Annotated in this window: 20 protein-coding genes; 9 read left to right on the top strand and 11 right to left on the bottom strand. The window is 71.2% G+C overall.

What is annotated here, in order from left to right; genetic code table 11:
* Nucleotides 1–294: 294 nt before the first annotated feature.
* From KBC94_RS05480 to KBC94_RS05460, 5 genes are read right to left on the bottom strand one after another with little or no spacing between them, the layout of a single operon-like run.
* Nucleotides 295–924: a hypothetical protein gene (locus KBC94_RS05480; protein WP_294367229.1), complete on the bottom strand. Its 630-nt coding sequence runs from the start codon at nucleotides 922–924 to the stop codon at nucleotides 295–297.
* Nucleotides 921–2117: a PilW family protein gene (locus tag KBC94_RS05475; protein ID WP_294367227.1), complete on the bottom strand. Its 1197-nt coding sequence runs from the start codon at nucleotides 2115–2117 to the stop codon at nucleotides 921–923. Before KBC94_RS05475 ends, KBC94_RS05480 begins: the two co-directional genes overlap by 4 nt.
* 5 nt (nucleotides 2118–2122) lie before the next feature.
* Entirely contained in the window at nucleotides 2123–2548 is a 426-nt protein-coding gene (locus KBC94_RS05470) for a prepilin-type N-terminal cleavage/methylation domain-containing protein (protein WP_294367225.1), read from the bottom strand.
* A 7-nt stretch (nucleotides 2549–2555) separates the two neighbouring features.
* Entirely contained in the window at nucleotides 2556–3185 is a 630-nt protein-coding gene (locus KBC94_RS05465) for a GspH/FimT family pseudopilin (protein ID WP_294367223.1), read from the bottom strand.
* Nucleotides 3173–3631 (bottom strand): type IV pilin protein, encoded by a 459-nt coding sequence (locus KBC94_RS05460; protein WP_294367221.1) that lies wholly within the window; start codon nucleotides 3629–3631, stop codon nucleotides 3173–3175. Before KBC94_RS05460 ends, KBC94_RS05465 begins: the two co-directional genes overlap by 13 nt.
* A 383-nt stretch (nucleotides 3632–4014) precedes the next feature.
* On the opposite strand from KBC94_RS05460, the gene KBC94_RS05455 reads away from it, so the two are divergent.
* The 9 genes from KBC94_RS05455 to KBC94_RS05415 all read left to right on the top strand — a co-directional run bounded on the left by KBC94_RS05455 (nucleotide 4015) and on the right by KBC94_RS05415 (nucleotide 17516).
* A complete protein-coding gene (locus tag KBC94_RS05455) occupies nucleotides 4015–4206 on the top strand; it encodes a CsbD family protein (RefSeq protein WP_017757436.1) in 192 nt (63 codons plus the stop codon).
* Between the two features lie 411 nt (nucleotides 4207–4617).
* The gene (gene wecB / locus KBC94_RS05450) at nucleotides 4618–5793 is read left to right on the top strand and encodes a non-hydrolyzing UDP-N-acetylglucosamine 2-epimerase (protein ID WP_294367219.1); all 1176 of its coding nucleotides are present in this window, start codon (nucleotides 4618–4620) and stop codon (nucleotides 5791–5793) included.
* A complete protein-coding gene (locus KBC94_RS05445) occupies nucleotides 5790–7985 on the top strand; it encodes a cellulose biosynthesis cyclic di-GMP-binding regulatory protein BcsB (protein ID WP_294367218.1) in 2196 nt (731 codons plus the stop codon). Before wecB ends, KBC94_RS05445 begins: the two co-directional genes overlap by 4 nt.
* A gap of 198 nt (nucleotides 7986–8183) precedes the next feature.
* The gene (locus KBC94_RS05440) at nucleotides 8184–9881 is read left to right on the top strand and encodes a glycosyl transferase family protein (protein WP_294367624.1); all 1698 of its coding nucleotides are present in this window, start codon (nucleotides 8184–8186) and stop codon (nucleotides 9879–9881) included.
* Nucleotides 9878–13081: a hypothetical protein gene (locus KBC94_RS05435; protein WP_294367217.1), complete on the top strand. Its 3204-nt coding sequence runs from the start codon at nucleotides 9878–9880 to the stop codon at nucleotides 13079–13081. Before KBC94_RS05440 ends, KBC94_RS05435 begins: the two co-directional genes overlap by 4 nt.
* A 61-nt stretch (nucleotides 13082–13142) precedes the next feature.
* Nucleotides 13143–14132 (top strand): twin-arginine translocation pathway signal, encoded by a 990-nt coding sequence (locus KBC94_RS05430; protein WP_294367216.1) that lies wholly within the window; start codon nucleotides 13143–13145, stop codon nucleotides 14130–14132.
* A 2-nt stretch (nucleotides 14133–14134) separates the two neighbouring features.
* Nucleotides 14135–15241: a cell division protein FtsQ gene (locus KBC94_RS05425; RefSeq protein WP_294367623.1), complete on the top strand. Its 1107-nt coding sequence runs from the start codon at nucleotides 14135–14137 to the stop codon at nucleotides 15239–15241.
* 5 nt (nucleotides 15242–15246) lie between these two features.
* Nucleotides 15247–16830 (top strand): MBOAT family O-acyltransferase, encoded by a 1584-nt coding sequence (locus tag KBC94_RS05420; RefSeq protein ID WP_294367214.1) that lies wholly within the window; start codon nucleotides 15247–15249, stop codon nucleotides 16828–16830.
* Complete coding sequence (locus KBC94_RS05415) at nucleotides 16830–17516, top strand: alginate O-acetyltransferase AlgF (RefSeq protein ID WP_294367212.1); 687 nt, start codon at nucleotides 16830–16832, stop codon at nucleotides 17514–17516. The genes KBC94_RS05420 and KBC94_RS05415 overlap by 1 nt, the downstream gene beginning before the upstream one ends.
* Here KBC94_RS05415 and KBC94_RS05410 read toward each other — a convergent pair.
* The 6 genes from KBC94_RS05410 to prpF form a co-directional block, all read right to left on the bottom strand.
* The gene (locus KBC94_RS05410; RefSeq protein ID WP_294367210.1) at nucleotides 17506–18945 is read right to left on the bottom strand and encodes an AMP-binding protein; all 1440 of its coding nucleotides are present in this window, start codon (nucleotides 18943–18945) and stop codon (nucleotides 17506–17508) included. The genes KBC94_RS05415 and KBC94_RS05410 overlap by 11 nt on opposite strands.
* Before the next feature lie 17 nt (nucleotides 18946–18962).
* A complete protein-coding gene (locus KBC94_RS05405) occupies nucleotides 18963–19202 on the bottom strand; it encodes an acyl carrier protein (protein WP_017760834.1) in 240 nt (79 codons plus the stop codon).
* Nucleotides 19203–19236: 34 nt separating this feature from the next.
* Nucleotides 19237–20409, bottom strand: coding sequence for an acyl-CoA dehydrogenase family protein (locus KBC94_RS05400; RefSeq protein WP_294367208.1), 1173 nt, complete (start codon nucleotides 20407–20409; stop codon nucleotides 19237–19239).
* Nucleotides 20410–20542: 133 nt separating this feature from the next.
* The gene (locus KBC94_RS05395; RefSeq protein WP_294367206.1) at nucleotides 20543–21511 is read right to left on the bottom strand and encodes a DUF4434 domain-containing protein; all 969 of its coding nucleotides are present in this window, start codon (nucleotides 21509–21511) and stop codon (nucleotides 20543–20545) included.
* A gap of 12 nt (nucleotides 21512–21523) precedes the next feature.
* The gene (locus KBC94_RS05390) at nucleotides 21524–22384 is read right to left on the bottom strand and encodes an isocitrate lyase/phosphoenolpyruvate mutase family protein (RefSeq protein ID WP_294367205.1); all 861 of its coding nucleotides are present in this window, start codon (nucleotides 22382–22384) and stop codon (nucleotides 21524–21526) included.
* 64 nt (nucleotides 22385–22448) lie between these two features.
* Nucleotides 22449–23642, bottom strand: coding sequence for a 2-methylaconitate cis-trans isomerase PrpF (gene prpF, locus KBC94_RS05385; RefSeq protein WP_294367203.1), 1194 nt, complete (start codon nucleotides 23640–23642; stop codon nucleotides 22449–22451).
* Nucleotides 23643–23645: the final 3 nt, after the last annotated feature.

Raw genomic sequence — 23645 nt, 5'->3', positions numbered from 1 at the left:
TCTCGGTGTCGAAGTAGCCCAGGAAGCGGCTGGTGTTGGCGTAGTTGTCGGTGTGCGCCGTGCGCGAGGCGGTCGGCCATTCCACCGACAGTGCCAGCGCCAGGTTACCGGGCACGCTGGAGCTGGAGAACACCGGCTGGTCGGCCAGCGACGCCGCCAGCGCCACCCCATGGAAGGGCAGCACCAGCATCAGCAGCAGGCAGCACAGGCGCTGCGCGCATCGAAGGAGGGGCTTGGGCATGGCGGGTTCGTGCTTCACGACGGGTAGGCGAGGCGGCTCGGGGCGCGCCCGCATCAGCTTTCGGGCTTGGTGAACGAGCTCTGGACGAAGACCTGCGTGTTGCGCGGCCCGGTCACGCGCACGGTGACGCGGTAGATGGGCTGCACCGGCGGCGGCGCCCGGGTGGCGAGCTGGGCGCTGCCGCCCACGGCCTCGCGCGTGATCGGCACGCAGTGGCCGCGGCCCTGGTCGGTGGCGCTCTGGGCGGCGATGTCGCACATGCGGTCCACCACGTAGCGGATGCGCACGCCCCCGGTCAGGTCGCCGATGGCGCCGTCCATGTCGTTGGCCGTGCTGCCCACGGCGCCGAAGGCCGTGTCGGTGAGCAGCGCGTTGGGGATGCCCATGTCGTTGACGTCCAGCGGCGTCGGGCTGTAGTTGAGCGCCTTGTTGGCGGCGGCCGTGCCGCCCACCGGATAGGTCTGGTCCATGGCGCGCTTGATGGCCGACTCGGCCTGGTTGACCAGGTCGCGGCGCAGCGCCAGGCTGCCGGTGTTGGACAGCGAGGCATTCATCGAGCGCGTGACGGCGACGCCGCCGGCCAGCAGCACCACCAGCACGATCAGGCAGAAGACGAGCACGACGCCGCGCTGGCGCCGCAGGCCGGCCGCGCGGCGCGGCCGTGACACGGGACGAAAGCTCATGAGGCGGGCTGCTTCATCAACAGGTTGCGCAGGGGAACGACGGTGTCGATGACGCGGTAGCGGTAGTGCCGGTCGTCGTCGGAAAGGTTGACCGTGTACTTGAGCGCCGTCTGGTCGCTGAACAGCACGTACGTGGCCGGCGACACCATCGTCTTCTCGTACACGGGGCTGCGCACCAGCATGGCCACGCGCACGCCGACGATGCGGCGCTGGGTGTCCGGCGTCTTCATCAGGGTCTTGATGGTGTAGTCGCCGGTGGGCGCCACATAGCCGCCGTCCCACACGCCGTCCGGCGTCGAGCTGCTGTCCACGGCATAGAGCGCCCGCAGCGCATAGACGCCCTCGGCCAGCGGCTCGGCGGCACTGCTGCCGGTCGAGCGCAGCAGGTCGTAGCGGTACAGGATGCCGCCGGTGCCCACGCCGAACATCTGCATCTGCAGGTTGTCGGCATCCTGGTTGCCGAGGGCGGTCATGTAGGCGTCGGCGCTGCCGGCGATGCCGGCCAGCGAACTGCTGGTGGTGTTGGCGCGGAAGTACAGGCCGGCCAGCGGCAGCGTGTCGGTGCCGCCCGCGGGCGGCGTGAAGGTGCCATCGACCTGCGTGACCACGCAGTCGCCCGCGCTCTTGGCGCTGATGAGCAGCACGTCGTTGGCCTGCAGGCCGAGGGTGTTGTCCAGCAGGATCTTCTGGGTGCCGGCATTGCCGCGCACCAGGCGCGGCAGGTCGCCGAGCGCGGCGCTGCCGCCCATGGTGACGAGGATGTCGGAGCCGGTCTGGCTCTGCCCCTGGCCGATCAGCACCGGCGCCAGGCGCAGGTCGGCGCTGTCCGTCGCGCCGCCCAGCAGGCCTGCGAAGGGGGCCGGGAAGGCGGCGCTCACCGGCAGCACGTTGGTGCCGTTGCGCGCCGCATGGAGCTTGCAGCCCATCACGCCCCAGTCGAAGCCCTGGGCGAAGCCCGCGCCGGCGGAGCGCAGCGCCCGGTCGAGCGTGGCGACCGTGAAGCCGCCGGTCTGGGTCATGTCGTTGGTGCCGGTGGTGGTGCGGCGGTTGGCCTCACCCACCACCAGCATGCTCATCACGGCCAGCACCACGATCAGGCCCAGGGCCATGGCGACCAGCAGTTCGATCAGCGAAACGCCGCGCGCGGACCGCCGGCCCGCGGCAGCGCGAAGGAGCATCGTGCGTGCGGCCATCCGGTTCACAGCGAAGGCACGGTGACCCGCGTGCGGAAGCTGCTGGCGGCGTCGGTGCTGCTGCGCGAGGGCGGCTTCCAGGTGATGGTGATGTCCACCGCGTTGGTGCTGCCGACGCGGTCGAAGCCGCCGGTGCCGCTGGGCAGCAGGCTGGCGGACGAGGCCACCTTGTTCTTCCAGCTCGTGATGGCGTCGTTGTCCAGCGCGACCGTCTTCTTCATCCAGACCTGGGCGGCGATCTCGTCGGCCAGCAGGGCCGCGCGGCTGCGGTAGTCGGCCTCCAGCGACAGCGAGGTCGCCTGGGCCTGCAGGCCGATCAACCCCAGCAGGGCGATGGAGAACAGCAGGATGGAGACCAGCACCTCGATCAGCGCGACACCCGCCTGGCGGGGGCCGCGCGACGGGGCGGCGCGATCGGTGTGGAGGGGCATGCGGCGCTCAGCTCGGACAGCCGTCGGGGCTGCTGGTGATGTTGCGGGCCGGGTCGCACATGCGCACCTGGCCGCTCAGGCCCACGGTCACGCGCAGGGGCCGGTCGGCACCCGTGAGCGTGACGTTGTAGGCCTGCTGCGGCGGTGTGCCGGTGGGCACCTGGCAGGCGGCCGTCAGGCCCGAACTCGCACCGGTGGACACGACGCGCCCCAGGCTGCTGAAGCACAGGGCCGCGGGCCCCGTCACCGCCACGCCATCGGCCCCGCCGCTGAAGTTGCCCGAGACGACCAGTTGCGCCGTTTCGGCCGAGCCGTCCAGCGGCAGCTGGTAGACGGCCCAGAACCTGCCGCCGCTGCGCACGGCCACCGACGCGGGGGCCGTGGCCGGCGGACTGTCGGTGAACACCAGCACCATGGGACGGCTGCGGCTCATCGCCTCGGCCTGGGCGGTGCGCAGGCTGTCCTGGATGTTGTTGGCCGCGGTACGGATGCGGCTGTTGCGGACCCAGTCGGCCAGCGAGGGCACGCCCACCGCCAGCAGGATCGCCAGCAGCGAGACGGTGATCATCAGCTCGACGAGGGTGAAGCCGGCCACGCGGCTCCGCCCCCCGCGCGCGCCGCGCCTCAGGAGGGACACGTCTGGCCTCGCTTGAGGATCCACGCGTTGGCGCAGTCGGCGCCCCAGCCGGAGGGCAGGTTGGAAGTCGAGCGTTTGCCGGTCTGGTCGAGCTTGAAGGTCAGCCCGCCCAGCGCGCTGGAGACCGCCTGGATCGAATAGGCATTGGCCGTCGTGCTGTCGCAGGAGATGAGGAACTTGCCGACCGTGCGCGAGGCGTCCGTGCCGGTGCGGCAGGGCGACTGCACGCTGCTGCTCACGTCGGAGTACTGCCGGTTGTCCTGGAAGTACCGCTCCATGTTGGCCTGCATCGTCGCCAGGCCGTTGGTGCCGTCCACCATCTGGCCGCGCAGCACGTAGTCGCGGTAACTGGGCAGGGCGATGGCCGTGAGGATCGCCACGATGGCGACCACGATCATGACCTCGATGAGCGTAAAGCCCCGAGCGTGCCGCGTGCTGAACCTCATCGGGGCCTTTGCGGAAGATGGAGAGGGAAAAAAGGAGACTCTTGGCCGAATGTTAATGAATTGTTAACTGCGGTAACGAGAACGTCAATCGAACGGCTGCTTGCCGCGCGGGCCATCGACGTGCTAGTGGCTAGGCCGCAACGTGCGCCTTATGGTGGATGGACGTACCCGCGCCAGCCAGGCAGGAAGTCGCTTCGTGGGGAGGCATGCAAAAGCGACGGCCCACGCCATCCGGCGCCTACAGGCGGCAGGCTTTCCGCACTACGCCGGCATGGGGTGGTCCGCCCTGTTCTGCACGCCTCGTCTGCCTAGCATGGATGCATTCGCCGCATCGCGAATGCCTGGGGCAATCCCGCCGCAGGCGCTTCGACCAGGAGGTATTCATGAACAAGGATTCCGTGCAGGGCAACCTGAAGCAGGCCAAGGGTTCGGTCAAGGAGACCGTGGGCAAGGCCTTCGGCAGCGAAAAGATGCAGGCCGAAGGCATGGCCGACAAGGCCGCCGGCAAGGCCCAGGAAGCCTACGGCGACACCAAGGAAGCGGCCAAGGACGCCGCCGACAAGCTGCGCCACTGAGCGTCCACCGCCGCGGAGCCGGCCCCTGTTTTCCGCCCGCCCGTCGGGGCGCGGCCGAAGATGCTGGGCGCCGGGGCCCCCGCGGTCGGCGGCGATCCCCGCCGCCCCCCTTTTCAAGGTCCCCCTGCCTTCACCGGCAGGGGGACCTTTTGCATTGGACCGGGTCATCGGCCACATGGCCTGGGCGCACGGAGTCAGGCTCCGCTGGGAAAGCCCGGCGACGCTCGCCGTTAGTTAACAATAGTTCACATTTCAGTCCCTTTTCAGCGTGCAGTTCGGCGTCTTGTCCGGCACGCTCGATACCATAGTTAACTAAAGTTAACAGTCCGTACCGTTGAAGCCAAGAGTCCCGGGGACGCGGCGGAGTCCGCCGTCCGGGCGCTCTGGCCGCGGCACGCTTTCCGCCTTCCGATGCACGTCCTCTCGATTTTTGGAACCCGCCCCGAAGCCATCAAGATGGCGCCCCTGGTGTCCGCGCTGGCCGCGGAGCCCCAGCTGCGCAGCACCCTGTGCATCACCGGCCAGCACCGCGAGATGCTGGCGCAGGCCATGGGGCTGTTCGGCCTGAAGGCCGATCACGACCTGGACGTGATGCAGCCGGACCAGACGCTCAACCAACTCAGCGCCCGCCTCACGACGCGCATGGACGAGGTGCTGCGCGAACTGCGCCCCGACTGCGTGCTGGTGCATGGCGACACCACCACCGCCGCCGCCTGCGCCCTGGCCGCCTTCCACCTGCGCATCCCGGTGGGCCATGTGGAGGCAGGCCTGCGCAGCGGCGACATGAAGGCGCCCTTCCCCGAGGAGATGAACCGCCGCGTCGTCGATGTGATGAGCGAGTGGATGTTCGCCCCCACGCCCGCCGCGCGCGATGCGCTGCGACGCGAGAACCTGGGCGGCCGCGCCTGGGTGACGGGCAACACCGTCATCGACGCGCTGGCCGCCGCGCTGGCCCGGCTGGACGCCGATCCCGCGCTGTCGGCCACCGTCTCCGGCCGCTACGGCTGGCTCGCGCCCGGCCGCCGGCTGGTGCTGGTCACCGGCCACCGGCGCGAGAACTTCGGCGACGGCTTCCGGCAGATCTGCGCCGCCCTGCGCGAGCTGGCCCTGCGCGACGACGTCGAGGTGGTCTATCCGGTGCACATGAATCCCAACGTGCGCGGCGTCGTGATGCAGCTGCTGCACGGCCTGCCCAATGTCCACCTGATCGAGCCGGTGGGCTACCTGGACTTCATCTGGCTGATGCGCCGCGCCCACCTGATCCTGACCGACTCCGGCGGCGTGCAGGAAGAGGCGCCCCACCTCGGCAAACCCGTGCTGGTGATGCGCGACGTGACCGAACGCCCCGAGGCCGTGGCCGCCGGCACCGCCCACCTGGTGGGCACGGCGCCCGAGCGCATCCTGCGCGCCGCCCGGCGCCTGCTGGACGACCCGCACGCCCATGCCGAGATCGCCCGCCGCGGCAACCCCTACGGCGACGGCCATGCCTGCCGCCGCATCGTCGATGCGCTGTGCGGCCGCCCCGTGGCCGAGTTCGCGCCCCCGCCCCTCCAACCCGCTTCCGTTCCGAGCCTGGACTTCGCATGAGACTGCCCCACCGCCTGCTTCATCCTCTTCCACTGGTCCTCGGGATCGGCCTGCTGGCCCCCGTCGCCGCCCTGGCCAGTCCTGCGGGCGACGCCCTGCAGCGACTGCAGGGCGAGACCTGGGTCACGCGCAGCTTCACGCTGGCCGACCTGGGGATCACCCGCACCGTGCTGCTCACCGGCTTCGACGCCAAGCAGGAGTTCTACCTGCCGGTGCCGCGCAACGTGGCCATTGCCGATGCGGGCATCGACTTCCGCGGCCGCTACTACAAGCCCGAGGAGGCCCGCACCTCGATGACGCTGGCCGTCAACGGCCGGCCCAGCTATGCCACCCGGGTGGACACGGCCGAGGGCGACGCCAGCCAGGTGCTGAAGGTGGACACCCGCACCATCGTCGACGGCTTCCTGCGCCTGGGCGTCAGCTGGATCAACAACTCGCCCGAGCGCATCTGCGCCTATGAGCGTCCCTCGGGCAACGTGCTGGCCGTCGAGCCCGACACCCGCTTCACCTACCGCTTCACCAGCGGCGCCCTGACCAACCTGGCCGACGCCTGGGTGGCGCTGCCCGCCAGGCCGACGATGATCGTGGCCGGCAAGCGCCTGTCCAAGGGCGCCTACGACAGCGCCTGGCGCATCGGCCTGGCCATGGAACAGGCCGGCCGCCAGATCAACGTGCGCAGCTTCCCCGCGGTGGGCGACAGCGTCGACACCCAGGGCTGGCAGATCCCGCCCGCGCTGGCCGGCCTGCCCGCCTTCTCGGGCCTGGCCGCCGGCGACGCCCGCCACCAGATCCGCGATGCCGCCGAGGTGGGCGCGCTGATGGTGCTGGGCTCCGGTGCCGCCACGGGCGACCTGCTCGTCATGGACGCCACCCTGCGCCAGCAGATGAATGCCGCGCTCGACGCGCTGGCCACGCAACTCAATGCCGATGCCGACGCCGCCCGCGCGCTGTCGGACTGGCGCGGCCGGCAGACCGCCCTGGCCGCCGACGGCATGCCCTCGCACATGGTGCGCCTGGCCACGCTGGGTGCGCGGCCCGTGATCGTGCTGGCCGAAGATGCCGGCGCGCAGGCCGCCGGTGCCTTCGCCGACGCCTGGCGCAACGTGCTCATCGGCCGCAATGCCGTGATCGACAAGGCCGACCAGGCCGAGGCCGGCAGCCGCACGGTCATCCATCCGACGCAATGGGGCGGCACCAACCCCAACTTCGACGTGCTCGCCAAGGGCGACTGGACAGTCACCATGCCGCTGGCCGCGCTGTCGGCCGACGGCCGCCTGCCCACCGACATCGGCGTCGACCTGGCCGTCTCGCCCAGCGCGGGCCGCTCGCGCCCGGTGGCCACGGTGTACTGGAACGACACCCTCCTCGGCGCCCGCCAGCTCAACGCCGACGGCCATCCCGAGCGCATCGACGCCCGCGTGCCCAGCTACGTGCTGGGCCTGAACAACGTGCTGCGCGTGGCCATCCAGCGCCAGCCCTACTACGACGGCTGCAACGAGGCGCCCCAGGCCTACCCCGTGCAGGTGCTGCGCACCACCGCCCTGCGCACGGGCGACGCCGCGCCCGACGGCACCTTCGTCGGCCTGCTGCCGCTGATGGCCTACCACCCGCAGGTGGCCGTGCCCGAGTCTTACCTGGCCGACGCCATCGCCACGCTGCCGCGACTGGTGCGCATCGCCGCCGCATCGGGCGTGAGCCCCGTGCGGGCCGAGCTGGTGGTGCAGGGCCAGGGTGCCTTCAGCCCCGCCCGCCCCTTCCTGGCGCTGCAGGTGCCGGTCGACGGTGCCAACGCCCGCGTGTCCGTCAAGGACGGCCACCTGCGCATCAACGGCAAGCAGTCGCCCTGGCTGGACGTCGGTGGGCTGGCCCAGGCCAGCGCCATCGAGGTGGCCAGCAGCCACGGCCAGTACGGCCTCGTCTACCAGGTGCTGGGCACGCAGCCGGCGCTGGGCAAGCCCTTCGTGCTCAACCGTGGCGACCTGGCCGTGCTGGGCGATGAAGGCCCGGTGGCCTGGTCCGATGGCAGCGCCGCGGCCAACAGCGACGCCGCGCCCGAAGGCTCCGGCTTCCTGGCCGAATGGCGCCGCCACCTGTCGTGGGGCGTGCCGGTGATCGCCTTCGCGCTGCTGGCACTGCTGCTGCTCTTCGTGATCGCCCATCGCCTGAAGCGTCGCCATGACCGGAACAAGTGACCCCCAGGCTGCGCGCTGCGCGCTACGCCCCCCCCCTGAAGGGGGCGCACCCGGCGGCCTGGCAAAGCCAGTTCCGCGGGTGCACGCGCGTGGCCTGCTCCGCGGCCTCTTGTTTCGCGCAAGTGCCCGGTCCTGCCGATGCCGGCAGAGGATGGCGCCGCCATCGGCCGGCATGCGGCGCTGAGGCTCTTTTCCCGCATGGACTCGCTCTACTGGCCGTACCTGGCGGCCGACTACTACCACCTGCTGGAGGTGCTGACGGCGACCGTGGCGGTGCTGGTGCTGATCTCGGGGCTGGACGACCTGTTCATCGACCTCTGGTACTGGGTGCGCGAGGCCTGGCGCGCGCTCACCGTGCGGCGGCGCTATGCGCCGCTGTCGGTGGCGCAGCTGCGCGAACGCGCAGAGCAGCCCATGGCCATCATGATCCCGGCGTGGCACGAGTACGACGTGATCGCGCCCATGCTGGCCAACATGGTCTCCACGCTGGAGTACCGCGACTACGCGATCTTCGTGGGCACCTACCGCAACGACGCGCGCACCATCGAGGAGGTGGAGCGCATGCGCCGGCGCTACCGCCACCTGGTGCGCGTGGAGGTGCCGCACGACGGCCCCACCTGCAAGGCCGACTGCCTCAACTGGGTCGTGCAGGCCGTGTTCAAGTACGAGAAGTCCACCGGCCAGCGCTTCGCGGGCGTGGTGCTGCACGACAGCGAGGACGTGCTCCACCCGCTGGAGCTCAAGTACTACAACTACCTGCTGCCGCGGATGGACTTCATCCAGCTGCCGGTGACCTCGCTGGAGCGCCACTGGTTCGAACTGGTGGCCGGCACCTACATGGACGAGTTCGCCGAATGGCACAGCAAGGACCTGGTGGTGCGCGAGAGCCTGGCGGGCACCGTGCCGTCGGCCGGCGTGGGCACCTGCTTCTCGCTGCGCGCCCTGCACACCCTGGCCGAGGCCACGCAGAACCAGCCCTTCAACGTGGACAGCCTGACCGAGGACTACGACATCGGCAACCGCCTGGGCCAGCTCGGCATGAAGCAGATCTTCGGCCGCTTCGAGGTGGACTACGTGACGCGGCGCAGCTCGTGGTTCGGCCTGGGGCGCGAGAAGGTGCATGCCCTGCGCATGCCGCTGGGCGTGCGGGAGTTCTTCCCCGACACCTTCCGCACCGCCTACCGGCAGAAGGCCCGCTGGACGCTGGGCATCGGCTTCCAGGGCTGGGAGCAGGTGGGCTGGCGCGGCTCGCTCGCGGCCAAGTACCTGCTCTACCGTGACCGCAAGGGCCTGGTGACCTCCTTCGTCGCCATGCTGGGCTACCTGCTGGTGCTGAACTTCATGCTGTTCTTCCTGGCCTACCAGTTCGGCTGGTTCACCGTGCACTACCCGCCGCTGCTGCATCCGGGCAGCTGGGTGGTGACGGTGATGGCCATCAACGGCGTGCTGCTGGTCTGGCGCGTGCTGCAGCGCGCCTGGTTCGTGACCCGCATGTACGGCTGGGAGCACGGCCTGCTGTCGGTGCCGCGAATGGTGGTGGGCAACTTCATCAATGCCGCCGCCGCGGCCCGGGCCTGGCGCCTGTTCCTGTCGCACAAGCTCTTCGGCACGCGGCTGGTGTGGGACAAGACCATGCACGACTTCCCCTCCGACGACCACCTGGTGCAGACGCGCCAGCGCCTGGGCGAGCTGCTGCTGTCATGGCGGGCCATCGACCCCGAGCACCTGGAGGCCGCGCTGCGCCAGCAGGCGCAGTCGCGCCGGCCGCTGGGCGCCATCCTGGTGGACAACGGCTGGCTGGACGACGCCACCCTCGACGAGGCCATCGCCTTCCAGGAGAACGACTCGCAGTTCGTCGGCCTCGAAACCCACACCCAACAACAGGCTCCCGCATGAAACCGCTGCACCGCAAAGCCACGCTGGCGATGGCCCTGGCCGCGGCCTGGCCGGTGATGCCGGCCCTGGCCTCGGTCGCGCCCCTCGCCGCCGAGGCACCCGCCGGGCAGGACACCGGCGTCCAGCTGCGTGTCGCCTACCGTTTGGCGCTGCCCGAGACGGCCACGGCCGGCGGACAGCCGGCGCCCACGCCCGTGCCCGAGACACCGCAGGACGCCCTGCAGATGGCCGAACTGCCCGGCTGGCGCCGGCGCCTGTCGGGCGACAGCCTGGCCATGGTGCGCATGGCCCGCATCGAGCCGCGGGGCCTGCCCTCTTCCGCCGACGCCGACCCGCTCATGCAGATCGGCGGTGCGCCGCCGCCGGCGCCGCCGCAGGGCCCCTTCCCGCCCGGCGGGCCGGACGTGGTGCTGGGCGCCGGCGCCCGCCGCCTGCCGACGATCCCCACTCGGCTGGACCTGGCGCAGTTGCAGGAGTCGCCCTCGCCCGACGCGCCCGCGCAGTTCGTGCGGCCCGGCGAGCGCCGCGCGGCCCCCGCCGCGCGTGCGCCCGGGCCCCGCGCCGGCCGCGCGAGCCGCGGCGGCAACCGCCTGCGCGGCACCGCCTGGCGCCTGGCCGCGCAGGGCTACCGCGCCTACAACCAGGGCCGCTATGCCCTGGCCCTGGAGCGCGCCGACGCGGCCCTCAAGCTGCGGCCGGACGTGCCGCGCCTGCAGCTGCTGCGCGTCTACACGCTGCAGAAGCTCGGCCGCCTGGACGAGGCCGAACGCAGCGCCGCGCAGGCCATCGCGCAGGGCCACGGCAGCCCCGAGCTGCAGGCCGCGCTGGTCAACCTGCGTCCGGCGCCCGCCGGCACCGGCGCCGCCCCCACCACCGAGGCCTATCGCCGCGGCTTTCCCATCGCCACCGAGGCCTACACCCTCTACAACGACGGCAAGTACGCCGAGGCCGCAAAGCTGGCCGAGCAGGCGGTGCGCATCGATCCCAGCCAAGGGCCCTGGACCCTGCTGTGGCTCAACGCGCTGGAGAACCAGCAGCGCTACGACGACGTGGTGCAGTACGGCAACGTGGCCATGGCCCTGGGCGCGCCCAACAAGGACGCGATCATGGCCCGCATGCGACTGGCGCGGCAGCAGATCGCCAACCTGCACGCCCAGGCCGCCTACGCCGCCCTCAACAAGGGCCGCAACCGCGAGGCGCTGGCCGAGGCCCGCGATGCGGTGCGCATCGCGCCCGACGTGGCCAGCCACCGCATGCTGCTCATCGGTGTGCTGCAGGCCATGCGCGACGACGCCGCAGCCGAGAAGGCCGCCACCGAAGCCCTGTCGGCCGACGACGAGAACACCGGCGTGCAGCTGCTGCGCGCCTACCTGCGCCAGTCGCTGGGCGAGACCGCCGCCGCGCAGCAGGACATCGACGAGGTGCTGGCGCTGGACTGGATCACCGACGACCAGCGCCGCAATGCCCGGCTGATCGGCGCCGACCTGGCGCTGGCCGCCGACCAGCCCGATCGCGCCAAGGCGCTGCTGGCCCCGCTGCCGGCGGACGATGCCCAGGCGCAGGCAAGGCTCAAGCGTGCAAGCCGCTTCGCCGGCTGGGGCACCGACGCCGACAACAGCCTGGAGACCCATGCGCCGCTGCAGCTGTGCCGCGACACGCCCTACGGCACCGTCTGCGAACTGGCGCCCTGGGACGACCCGGGCACCGACAGCCCCGCCAGCCGTGCCTATGCGGCCTATGGCCGGCAGGAATACCCCAAGGCCATCGCCCTGGCCCGCCGCGCCGTGGCCGAGCAGCCCGACAGCGAGGCCAACCAGAACCTGCTGACCACCACGCTGGCCTCCGGCAATGCGCAGGAGCAGCAGGAGGCCATGGACCGCCTGAACACCGCCCTGGCGGCCAAGCCCACCGACGCCGGCCTGCTGCGCCAGCGCGCCTACCTCTATGGCGCGCGCAAGCAGTACGACCTGTCGCTGCAGGACTTCGTGGCGGCGCGCAGCACCGGCGAGGCGCCCGAGACCAACGTGCTGGACGAGGCCTATGCCACCGCCGCCGTCGGCAACCGCCCCGCCGCCGCCGCCATGCTGCGGCAGGCCATCGACGATGCCGACGCGGGCAAGCTCACGCTCGACAGGCAGCAGCGCTTCGACACCCGCAGCGCCGTCGCCAACTTCTCGCGCGAATGGGGCGTCAACGCCTCGGTGGGCTACCGCGGCGCGCGCTCGCCCTCGAACGCGCTGGCCGGCCAGCCGATCTCGGTGCCGGGCAATTCCACCTTCAGCACCGTGGAGGCCTACTGGCGCCCGCCGGAGTTCCTCAACAGCAGCAACCGCACCTTCGAGGTCTACGGCCGGCTGTCCAACACGCTGCACAGCGGCAACACGGTGACCGGCGCGCAGGTGGTGGACAACCCCTGCGGCGGCACGACCACCGTGAGCCAGGGCACCTTCAACAGCGCCTCGGGCTGGCCGTCGACCACGGGCGCCATCGGCGCGCGCTTCACGCCCGATGCGGGCACCAACCTCACCTTCGGCATCGAGCGTCAGTTCCTGCTGGGCACGGCCACGCGCTCGGGCGCCATCAACGCCGGGCCGGCCTCGGTGCGCTGCGCACTCAACAGCCAGGCCGCCACCATCGACTACCAGGGCGGCAAGGCCTCGGGCGGGTGGCAGGCCTACATGCTCTACGGCTTCTACGAGGGCACCGCGCTGCGGCTGGACAAGCCCAGCTGGTACACGATGGAAGGCTACGTGCAGGCCGGCTACACGCTGCTGGACCATGGCGTGGACTACACCGAGCGCGATGCCTCGGGCAACACGCTCGCCACCGGCAACGGGCGCCTGCGCCGCGGCCAGGGCTTCGCGGCCGGTGAAGTGCGCGTGGGCCGCAGCTTCCTGACCTCGTACAGCGACCGGCTGGTGGTGTTCCCGCACGTCACGCTGGCGGCCGACTGGTACTCGACGCAGGCGCGCGTCAGCGGCGTGCCGCTGGCCGGCGCCAGCAGCTTCGCGCTGGCGGGCAACGGCAGCAGCTGGTCCGCCGGCGCCGGCATCGGCGTCAACCTGCGCTACTGGCTCAACGAGGACCGCTACAACGCCCAGCGCTCGCATGCCGACCTGAGCCTGCAGTACCGCGCCCGCCTGGGCGGCGATGCCGACCGGGCCAAGGGCCTGTTCATGACGCTGTCCTATTCCTACTGATTCCTGCCGACGCGCGGCCCAACCGCGCGCACCGAGACGACACGACGAGGGGTTTGCATCCATGACCGACGACCGCACCGCCAGCGGCCTGCGACGCCGCCACCTGCTGGGCCTGCCCATGGGCCTGGCCCTGGCCGGCCTGGCACGGGCCCAGCCCGCCGACAACCTGGCCTTCGTGGGCCAGGACAACTACATCTTCGCGGCCTGGGACAGCCTGACCACGCCCGACTGGAAGGGCATCGACGCCACCGTGGCGCGCGTGGTGCAGGTGAGCCAGTTGCTGGCGGCCAAGGGCGTGGCCCTGGTGGTGCCGGTGCTGCCCGACAAGATGCGCATCTACGAGGAGAAGCTGCCCGCGGACAAGCCCATGTCGCCCGAGATGCGCCAGCGCTACGCCGGCATCCTCTCGCGCCTGCAGACGGCGGGCGTGGCCACCTTCGACGACGACAAGCTGCTGATGGCCCTCAAGGCCGCCGGCCAGGCGGTCTACTACCGCACCGACCAGCATTGGGCGCAGCCCGCGGCCGACGCCACGGCCCAGGCCACGGCCGACCTGATCCGCCAGAAGGTGCCCAACCTGGCCGGCCAGCCCGGCACCGGCATGGCGCTGGGGCCGCTGATCAACGAGCGCCGCTACGGCGATCTGGCGGACCGCTTCCTGTCGCCCGAGCAGCGCCGCGCCGTGGGCCGCGAGATCTACTCGGTGCGCCGCGCCGGCGACGGAGAAAGCCTGCTGGCCGACGCGCCCTCGCCGGTGCACGTCACCGGCAACAGCATGGTGCAGCCCTACTTCGGCTTTCCGCAGAAGCTGTCGAACGTGCTGGACCGGCCGGTGTCGGTCAACTGGAAGCCGGGCGACGTGGGCTTCTGGCGGGTGCTGCTCGAGTACGTGGAATCGAATGCCTTCCGCCAGCAGAAGCCGCAGGCGCTGGTGTGGCAGCTGTTCGAGCCCAACTTCCACCTGGGACCGGACGCGCGCGGGCTGTGGGACAGCGCGTCGGTGGTGTCGGCCGAGGAGTGGCAGCGCCGCATCCAGGCCGCGCTCGCGTGAGCATGGCCGCACCGCCGGCGCCCCCGCCCTCCGCCTCCGCCCCCCCCGACCGCCGGCACGTCCCCTTCGCCATCGTCATCGGCCTGCTGCTGGTCGCCGGCCTCGCCTGGGGCGCGTGGCGGCTGGGAACGACGGATCGCACCGCCTGGCAGCAGACCGGCGCCGAGGCCGCCATGAACCGCACGCTGGGCGCCTTGCCCGGCCAGTCCGACTGGACGCGCTGGGGTGCCGGCCTGCGCTGGCGCCTGCTGGGCGACCTGGGTCCGCAGGTGGCCCCGGGCTGCCCGGGCTGGCTCTTCTACCGCGACGGGCTGCGGCCACCGGCCGGCGAGGCCGTCGCGGCCGCGGCCTATGCGCGCCGCCTGGCCCTGATGCGGCACTGGGCGCAGGTGCTGCGCGCGCGCGGCGTGCAACTGGTGGTGGCCACGGTGCCGGACAAGTCGCGCATCGAGGCCGCGCACCTGTGCGGCCTGCCGGTGTCGACCGTCATGCAGGCCCGGCTGGACGACTGGCAGCAGCGCCTGGCCGAGGCCGGCGTGACGCAGGTGGACCTGCGCCCTGCGCTGGCGGCCCTGCCCCAGGCCTACTACCGCACCGACGTGCACATGGCCCCGGCGGGCGCCGAGGCGGCGGCCGACGCCATCGCCCGCGCCGCCTTGCCGATGCTCGGCGGCCCGGGCAGCCAGCGCTTCGACGAGCAGCGCGGCGCAGCGCCCGAGCCGCGCATGGGCGACCTGATCGTGCTGGCCGGCCTGGATCGAATGCCCGAAGGTTGGCGCCCGACGCTGGAGCAATTCACGCCCGAGCGCATCGTGCCCGTGGCCACTGGCGGTCTGCTGGATGCGGGACCGTCGGCCGAGGTGCTGCTGGTGGGCGACTCCAACGGCCTTCGCAGCGAATTCCCCGGCCGCCTGGGCCGCCAGCTCGGACGCGAGGTCTGGACCATCAGCCACGACGGCGGCTACTTCTCCGGCGCCATGCTGGCCGCCCTGGCCCAGCAGGACCGTTGGCCCGCCAGCCTCAAGCTCGTGGTGTGGACCTTCTCCGAGCTCTCGCTCTCGCTGCCCCTGAGCGCCGACGAGGCGCGTGCCGCCGCCGCCCTGCCCTGACGCGCATGCTGTTCAACTCGTACCTCTTCCTGTTCCTCTTCCTGCCAGTGGCGCTGGGTGGCTACTACGCCCTGGCCGCGGCCGGCCGGCGCTGGGCGGCGCTGTGGCTGTGCCTGACCTCCTTCGTCTTCTACGGCTGGTGGAACCCGCGCTTCGTCGCGCTGCTGGCCGGCTCGATCCTGGTCAACCATGTGTTCAGCCGGCTCATCATCGGCAGTGCTGCCGACAAGCGCCGGCAGTGGTGGATCACCGCGGTGGGCGTGGGCTGCAACCTGGCGCTGCTGTTCCACTACAAGTACTTCACCACGCTACTGGCTGCGCTGGCCGACCTGGGGCTGCGCGCGGGGCCGGTGCAGGACATCCTGCTGCCGCTGGGCATCTCCTTCTTCACCTTCACGCAGATCGGCTACCTGCTGGACTGCCAGGCCGGCGCGGTGAAGAAGGCGAGCCTGCTCAACCACACGCTGTTCGTCACCTTCTTCCCGCACCTGATCGCGGGGCCGGTGTTGCATCACAAGGAAATGATGCCGCAGTTCGACCAGGCCGAGACCTACCGCTTCCGCGCCGAGAACCTGTCGGTGGGCGGCACGCTGTTCGTCATCGGGCTGGCCAAGAAGGTGCTGCTGGCCGACAGCATCGCACCCTATGCCGACGCCGGCTTCGCGGCGCCGGGCGACCCTCAGTTCTGGGGCGCCTGGGGCGCCGCGCTGGCCTACACGCTGCAGCTGTACTTCGACTTCTCGGGCTATTCGGACATGGCGCTGGGCCTGGCCAAGATGTTCGGCGTGCGCTTTCCGCTGAACTTCAACTCGCCCTTCAAGGCGGCCAGCATCATCGACTACTGGGCGCGCTGGCACATGACGCTGACGCGCTACCTCACCACCTACCTCTACTACCCGATGGCCATGAAGGTGTCGCGCTGGCGCAGCCGCCGCGGCCTGCCGGTGGGTGCCGCCGGCAGCCGCACGCCGCTGGGCTTCGCGCTGATGATCGGCTGGCCCACGCTCTACACCATGGGCCTGGCGGGCGTGTGGCATGGCGCAGGGCTGCAGTTCTTCATCTACGGGCTGCTGCATGGCAGCTACCTGTGCCTCAACCACGCCTGGCGCATCGGCCTGGCGCCACGCATCGCGCCGCAGGGTGCGCGCGGCAAGCGGCTGTGGCTCATCGCCTGCGTGGGCCTGACCTTTGCCTCGGTGACGGTGGCGCATGTGTTCTTCCGCGCCCATGACGTGCAGGGCGCCCTGGCACTGCTCGAAGGCATGGCCGGGCTGCGCGGCGTGGAGTCGCTGGGCGGCGCGCAGACGGCCGGCCTGCTGGCGCAGGGCTGGGCGGGCTGGCAGGCGCTGATCGGCCGCCACATGCAGGCGCTGCTGATCGTGGGGCTGCTGGCCATCGCCTGGGGCGCGCCGAACGCCTACCAGATCCTCGGCCGCTTCTCGCCTGCCCTGGGGCGCGTGCAGGAAGGCCGGCCCACGTGGCTGCGCTGGCAGCCGAGCACAGGCTGGCTGGTCGTGGTGCTGATCCTGCTGCTGGTCAGCGTCATGAACCTGCATCGCGAAGCGCGGTTCCTCTACTTTCAATTCTGATGAAGCCTCTCGCCTTCCTCCTTCGCGCGCTGGTGCTGCCCGCCGTCTCCGCCTTCGTGACACTGCCCGCCCAGGCCCAGGACGGCGCCCTGTCGCAGCTGTATGCCGCGCGGCCACCGGCCGGCTCGTCCTTCGTGCGCGTGGTCAACCCCACGACCGAGACGCTGCTGGTACAAGTGGCCGACGGCCCGGCCCAGCGCATCGGGCCGCAGACGCCCGCCACCAGCTATGCCATCGTGGCCGGCGGCCGGCCCTTCGCCGTTCAGGTGGGGGGAAAGAAAAGCGCGACGCTGGAGGTGCAGCCCGACCGCTTCGGCACCTGGGTGCTGCGGCGCGAGGGCAGCGCCTATGCCTTCACCGCCATCGACGACACGGGCGACGTGCCCGATGCGCTGAAGGCCGAGCTGCGCTTCTACAACCTGGTGCCCGGCTGTGCCAAGGCCCAGTTGCAGATCGCACCCGCCGGCACGCCGGTCGTTCGCGACGTGGCGCCGATGGCGGCCGGTGCACGCTCGGTGAACCCGGTGCAGGCCCAGCTGGCTGCGGCCTGCGGCGGTGCCACGAGCGCGGCGCAGGCCCTGCCCGCGCTGCAGGCCGGCGACCATCTGAGCCTGTTCATGACCGGCACGGCCGACAAGCCGGTGCTGACGATGCAGCCGGCCCGCACCGACACCTTCAAGCGTTGAGCGTCTCGTACAGCCGCGCCAGCCTGGCGCGGTCGGTCTTGTAGTTGACCGAGACCGGCAACTGCGCGCAGGGCAGCAGCTCCGACGGGATCATGTAGTGCGGCAGGCGCGCGGCCAGCAGCGCCTTCCAGTCGGCCAGCTCGGCCGGCAGCGCCGGGTCGTCGCTCCCGGTCTCGACGAAGGCCACCAGCCGGGCCACGGCGCCGTTGGGCCGGCGCAGGGCCACCGCCGAGGCGCCGCGGTTGCCCGGCAGCGTGGCCAGGGCGGCGTCCACCTCCATCAGCTCCAGCCGGTAGCCATTGAGCTTGATCTGGTCGTCGATGCGGCCATGGCAGAAGAGCAGGCCGTCCTCGGTCTCGGTGCCGAGGTCGCCTGTGCGAAAGCCGCGCTGACCGTCGCGGACGAACATGCGCGTGGCGTTGAGGTCGGGCCGGTTGAGGTAGCCGCGCATCACATGCGGGCCGGCGATGCACAGCTCGCCCTCGTCGCAGTACACGGCGCTGTCGCGCTTGGCGCGGCCGATGGGCAGCGGCGTGTCGGTGGCGAGCATGGCGTCTTCCACCACCAGGAGCGTGGTCGCCACCGTGGCTTCGGTGGGGCCATAGGTGTTGAGCAGCGGCACATCGGGAAAGCGTTTGCGCAGCTGCCGGCACAGCGGCACCGGCAGCGGCTCGCCGCAGAAGACGAAGGCGCGCAACTGCGGCAGCGCGGCCTGCGTGAAGCCCGGGTTGACCAACTGCTGCTGCGCGAAGGACGGCGTGGACACCCAGGTCGTCACGCCATGCTCGGCCATCAATGCCGCCACCTTCAGCGGCGAGGCGGCGTCCTGCCGGTCGAGCATAAGGATGGTGCCGCCCAGCGCCAGCATGCCGAACACGTCGTAGAGCGACACATCGAAGCTGAACACCGTCTGGTCGAGGAAGACCGGGCGCTCGCCGAGGCCGAAGTCCAGACGCATCCAGTCGATCAGGCCCTGCACGCTCTCGCGGCCGATCTGCACGCCCTTGGGCTGGCCGGTGGTGCCCGAGGTGAACATCACGTAGCAGAGCTGCTTCTCGGCCAGCGGCGTGCCGGCGCCGTCGCGCAGCACCTCGAAGCGGCCCTGGGCCGCGTCGTAGAGCAGATGGGCATCGAGGATCTGGCAGATGCTGGCCAGGCGCTCGGCCGGGTACACGGCATCGACCGGCACGAAGGGCGCGCGCAGCATCAGCGCGCCCGTCAGCGCCACCATGAAGGCCGCTTCCTTGTGGCCGCGGATGACGATGGGCATGTCCGCGTCCAGGCCCAGGCGACGGGCCTCGTCGCACCAGGCTTCGGCCTCGCGCTGCAGTTGGGCCCAGTCCAGGTGGCGGTCGCGGGCCACGATGGCGGGCCGCTCACCGCCGGACTCGGTCTGGACGAAGCGGCCGCTGTCGTAGTCGAAATGCATGGCGGGCGGGGCAGGCCTCAGGCTGCGTTGGCGACCACGAAGTCGGTCAGCGTGCGCACCGAGTAAAGATGCTCCTGCGCCTCGGTGATGGGCACCGTGCAGCCGAAGCGGCTCTCGATGGCCAGCATCAACTCGACGGCGGCCACGGAATCGAGCAGGCCGGATTCGAGCAGGGGCACCTCCGGGTCCACCTTCTTGAGGATGGCGGACTGGATCAGGGCGATGAGTTGTTGTTCGATCTCGGCAGGCGTGGTCATGGATGGAAAAGGCGGAGGCGCGGGGCCTCGATGTTCAAAGGTCGCGGTTGAGCGGCACGCCCAGCACCACGGTGGAAAGGCTGCCGAGGATGCGGTCGTCGTTGACCATCACGGCTGCGGCATGGGCATCGCGGATGTGGCGGCTCAGGTAGAACTCGCCCGGCTCCATGTAGCCCTGGATGCCGCAGATGCGCAGCGCGATGTCGGTGACGCGCACCACCAGCTCCGAAGCGCCGACCTTCAGCGCGTTGTAGCTGACCATGCGTTCGGTGGCCGTCTGCGGGCCGTCGGCGTCCTCGTAGAGCGCCATGCAGGCGGCGAGCGTGCCGCGGAACTGCTGCACCAGCGTCTCGCCCTCGGCCAGCCGCAGGTTGGCGATGGGATTGAGCGGCGCACCGCCACGGTTGCGGTGCCGCAGAAAGGCGCGCGCCCGGCCCAGCGCCGACACGGCGATGCCCAGCCACACGGCGCCCAGCAGCAGGTGCGAGGTGGGCAGCATGGTCTGCGACATGTGCACCGAGAACGGCTCGGCATAGACCTGCGCCGGCCCGCAGTCGGCCACCAGGTCGTAACGGTCGGTGCGGGCACCGCGCATGCCCATGGGGTTCCAGGGCGCGTGGGCGTGCAGCTGGATCTGGTCCTTCAGCACGGCCACCAACCGCTGGTCGGTGGGCGCGGCATCCTCGGCGCGGCGGGCGCTGACCAGGAAGACGTCGGCCGCAGGCGCATAGGAGATGACGGCGCCGTTCTTGCGCAGCTGCAGACGGCCATCCGTCTGCGGGTCGAGGAAGCAGGCGCTGGAGCGGATGGCACCGCCGGTGGCGCCTTCGGTGGTGGCCGAGGCCACCAGCAACTGCCCGGACGCCATGCGCGCCAGCAGGCCCTGCAGCCAGTCGCTGTTCTGCGCATGCTGGATGGCCACGGCCGACTGCGACTGGTGCATGGCGTAGATCAGGCCGGTCGAGGCGCAGGCCTCGGACAGGCGCCGGCAGACGTTGACCACGGTGCGCAGCGGCAGCCCGGGGCCGCCGTGGCGGGCGGGCACCAGCAGGCCCATGAGCCCTTCCGCCCGGAGGGCGTCGAGCACCTCGGTGGGCAGCCGGCCTTCGCGGTCGACGGCATCGGCATGGGCGGCGGCCACCTCGGCCGCACGGGATGTGGCGTCCTCCACGGAGGCCGCTGCAGACAACGATTCAGCGGCCTTCATGCCCGTCCACAACTTGCGAATGTTGATACATTTTTAGTATATGTTCACTTTTCGCAAGCTTTGCGGAGCAGGCGTGACCAGCACCTGACGCGAGCGCGCCCGGTGTGACATCGACCACGCGCGGACGCTTTTTTCAGGCGTCGCCGCCGCGCCAGTCGCGCAGCAGCTTCTTGGCCTCGGGCGTGTCGCCGAGCAGCCAGGGGTCGATGGCGAAGGCGAGCACATGCTCGGCGCCGTAGGTGCGCGCCACCTCCAGCTGGGCGCGCACGCGTTCCAGCGTAGCCGCCCGGGCGCGGAAGCCGTCGGGCTGGCCGGGCGGGTTGGGCAACTGCTCGAACAACTCCACGATCAGGTCGAAGGCGACGCCGCGCTGGCGCAGCAGGCGGCGCAGCGGCTCCAGCCCCGCGTAGTTGCCCATGCCGGCGACGCCCACGCCATCCTGCAGCATGGGCCGCAGCGGCGCGGCGTCGAGGATCTCGGCCCACAGGCCATCCAGCGAGCCCGGCGTGGGCAGGCGGCTGTAGAAGGTGGAGACGGCCAGGCGCGGCTGGCTGCGCTTGAGGGGCTCGGCCGCCAGCTCGCGCAGCCAGGCGGTGAGCAGGCGCCGGCGCTCGGGCGTGGCCCAGTTGTACTGGTCGATCTCGTAGGGCAGGTACCAGCCGCGGAAGGCGGCATGGGCCGGCCAGGGCTCGCTGCGCATGGCGGCCAGGCTGCGATCGCGCGTCTGGTCCAGGAAGGCCGGCAACGCCTCGGGCTGCTTGGCACCGAGCGTGGTCCACCAGCGCTCGTCGTAGGGCAGACCCAGGCGCACGCCCATGCCCTGGCGCGCGGCCTCGTCGAACAGCATCTGCAGCAGCGCGGGCGTCAGCATCCAGTCGTTGGCGCCGCCGTACAGGCCCATCCACTGCACCACCACCTCGCGGCAGCCCAGCTCGCGCGTCACGCGCAGGCGGCGCTGCCACTCCTCGAGCGACAGCGCCTCGTGGCTGCGCCAGGGCTGCAGGAAGGTGCCGTCCAGGCGCATCGGCGCGGGCGCGCAGCCGGCCGCCAGCAGGGCTGCCACAGCGCCCGCGGCGCCGAGCCAGGAACGTCGGGTGGGCATCGTGTCGCCCGTTCAGGTGTAGCGCTTTTCGAGCGCGTCCCAACCGGGCTTGCCCACCAGGCGCTGGCGCTCGGCGAAGGGCGCCACCAGGCCGCTGGACTCCTGCACTTCCTTCTGGTCGCGCAGCACGGTCAGGGCCTTCTGCATGCCCATCACCGCCCCTTGCAGCGCGGCATTGGCGTAGAGCACGATGCCGTAGCCCAACTCGCCCAGCTGGTCGGCGTTGAAGATGGGCGTCTTGCCGCCGATGACCATGTTCATCAGCTGGGGCTTGGCCAGGCGCTGCGGCAGTGCGCGCACCTCGTCGGCCTTCGTCACCGCCTCGACGAAGAGGATGTCCGCCCCGGCCTCGGCGAACTGCTGTGCGCGCTCGATGGCGGCCTCGAAGCCGTGCGTGGCGGCGGCGTCGGTGCGGGCCAGGATCATCAGGTCGGCATCGCGGCGCGCATCGACGGCGGCCTTGATCTTGCTCACGGCCTCTTCGGTGCTGATGACCTCCTTGCCCGAGAAGTGACCGCAGCGCTTGGGCGCGACCTGGTCTTCCAGCTGGATGCAGTCGGCGCCGGCCCGCTCCAGCGTGCGCACCGTGTGATGGACGTTGAGCGCATTGCCGAAGCCGGTGTCGGCATCGACGATCAGCGGCAGTTCGACGGCGTCGCGGATGCGGGCCGTGTGGTCGGCGATCTCGGCCAGGCCCATGAAGCCCTGGTCGGGCATGCCGAACCACATGTTGGTGACACCGGCACCGGTGACGTAGAGCGCCTCGAAGCCGAGGTCTTCGATCACCCGGGCCGAGAGGGCATTGAAGGCGCCTGGCACCAGCACGCCGCGGCGGGCCTCGACCAGGGACTTGAGTTGTTTGCGAGTGGACATGCAGGCAAGAGGATTCGACCGCCAAGCGCACCGGGCATTGCCTGGCACGCGCTGACGGTCCGGTTCAGAAGGAGTCGCCGGGCACGCGCACCCAGCCTTCCATGAGCACACGGGCACTGCGGCTCATGAGGGCCTTGGTGACCTGCCATTGCGGCCCGGCCGGCCCATCGACCTGCCGCGCCTCGGCGCCGACCCGCAGTAGACCAGAGGGATGGCCGAAGCGCACGGCGCTGCGCTCGCCACCCCCTGCGGCCATGTTGACCAGCGTGCCCGGAATGGCCGCCGCGGTGCCGATGGCCACGGCCGCGGTGCCCATCATGGCGTGGTGCAGCTTGCCCATGGAGAGCGCACGCACCAGCAGGTCGATGTCGGCCGCGCGCACGGGCTTGCCGCTGGAGGCCACGTACTCCTGCGGCGGCGCGACGAAGGCCACCTTGGGCGTGTGCTGCCGCGTGGCGGCCTCGGCCACGTCGCGGATCAGCCCCATGCGCACGGCGCCCCAGGCGCGGATCGTCTCGAAGCGCGCCAGCGCGGCGGCGTCGCCATTGATGACCGGCTGCAGCTCGGTGCCGGTGTAGCCCAGCTCGGCCGCGTTGAGGAAGATGGTGGGGATGCCGGCATTGATCAGCGTGGCCGCGAAGGTGCCGACACCGGGCACGTCGAGCTGGTCGACCACCCGGCCGGTCGGGAACATCGCGCCGCCCTCGCCCTCCTCCGCCGGGTCCAGGAATTCGAGCGGCACCTCGGCCGCCGGGAAGGTCACGCCGTCGAGTTCGAAGTCGCCCGTCTCCTGCACCTGGCCATCCGCCATGGGCACATGGGCCACGATGGTCTTGCCGATGTTGGCCTGCCAGATGCGCACGGTGCACGCGCCTTCCGCAGGCACGCGGTCCGCATCGACCAGGCCCGCCGCGATGGCGAAGGGCCCCACGGCGGCCGACAGGTTGCCGCAGTTGCCCGACCAGTCGACGAAGGCGCTGTCGATGGCGACCTGGCCGAAGAGGTAGTCCACGTCATGGCCGGGGCGGCTGCTCTTCGACAGGATGACCACCTTGCTGGTGCTGGAGGTGGCGCCGCCCATGCCGTCGGTCTGCTTGCCGTAGGGGTCGGGGCTGCCGATCACGCGCATCAGCAGCGCATCGCGCGCGGGGCCCGGCTCGCGGGCGCGCTCGGGCAGGTCCTGCAGGCGGAAGAACACGCCCTTGCTGGTGCCGCCGCGCATGTAGGTGGCGGGGATCTTGATTTGAGGCGCGGGCATGGT

This window comes from Pseudacidovorax sp. (genome assembly GCF_017991995.1).
Classification (GTDB): Bacteria; Pseudomonadota; Gammaproteobacteria; order Burkholderiales; family Burkholderiaceae_C; genus Xenophilus.
The sequence above is the reverse complement of the archived record's forward strand: the minus strand, read 5'-3'. Positions and strand labels throughout refer to the sequence as shown.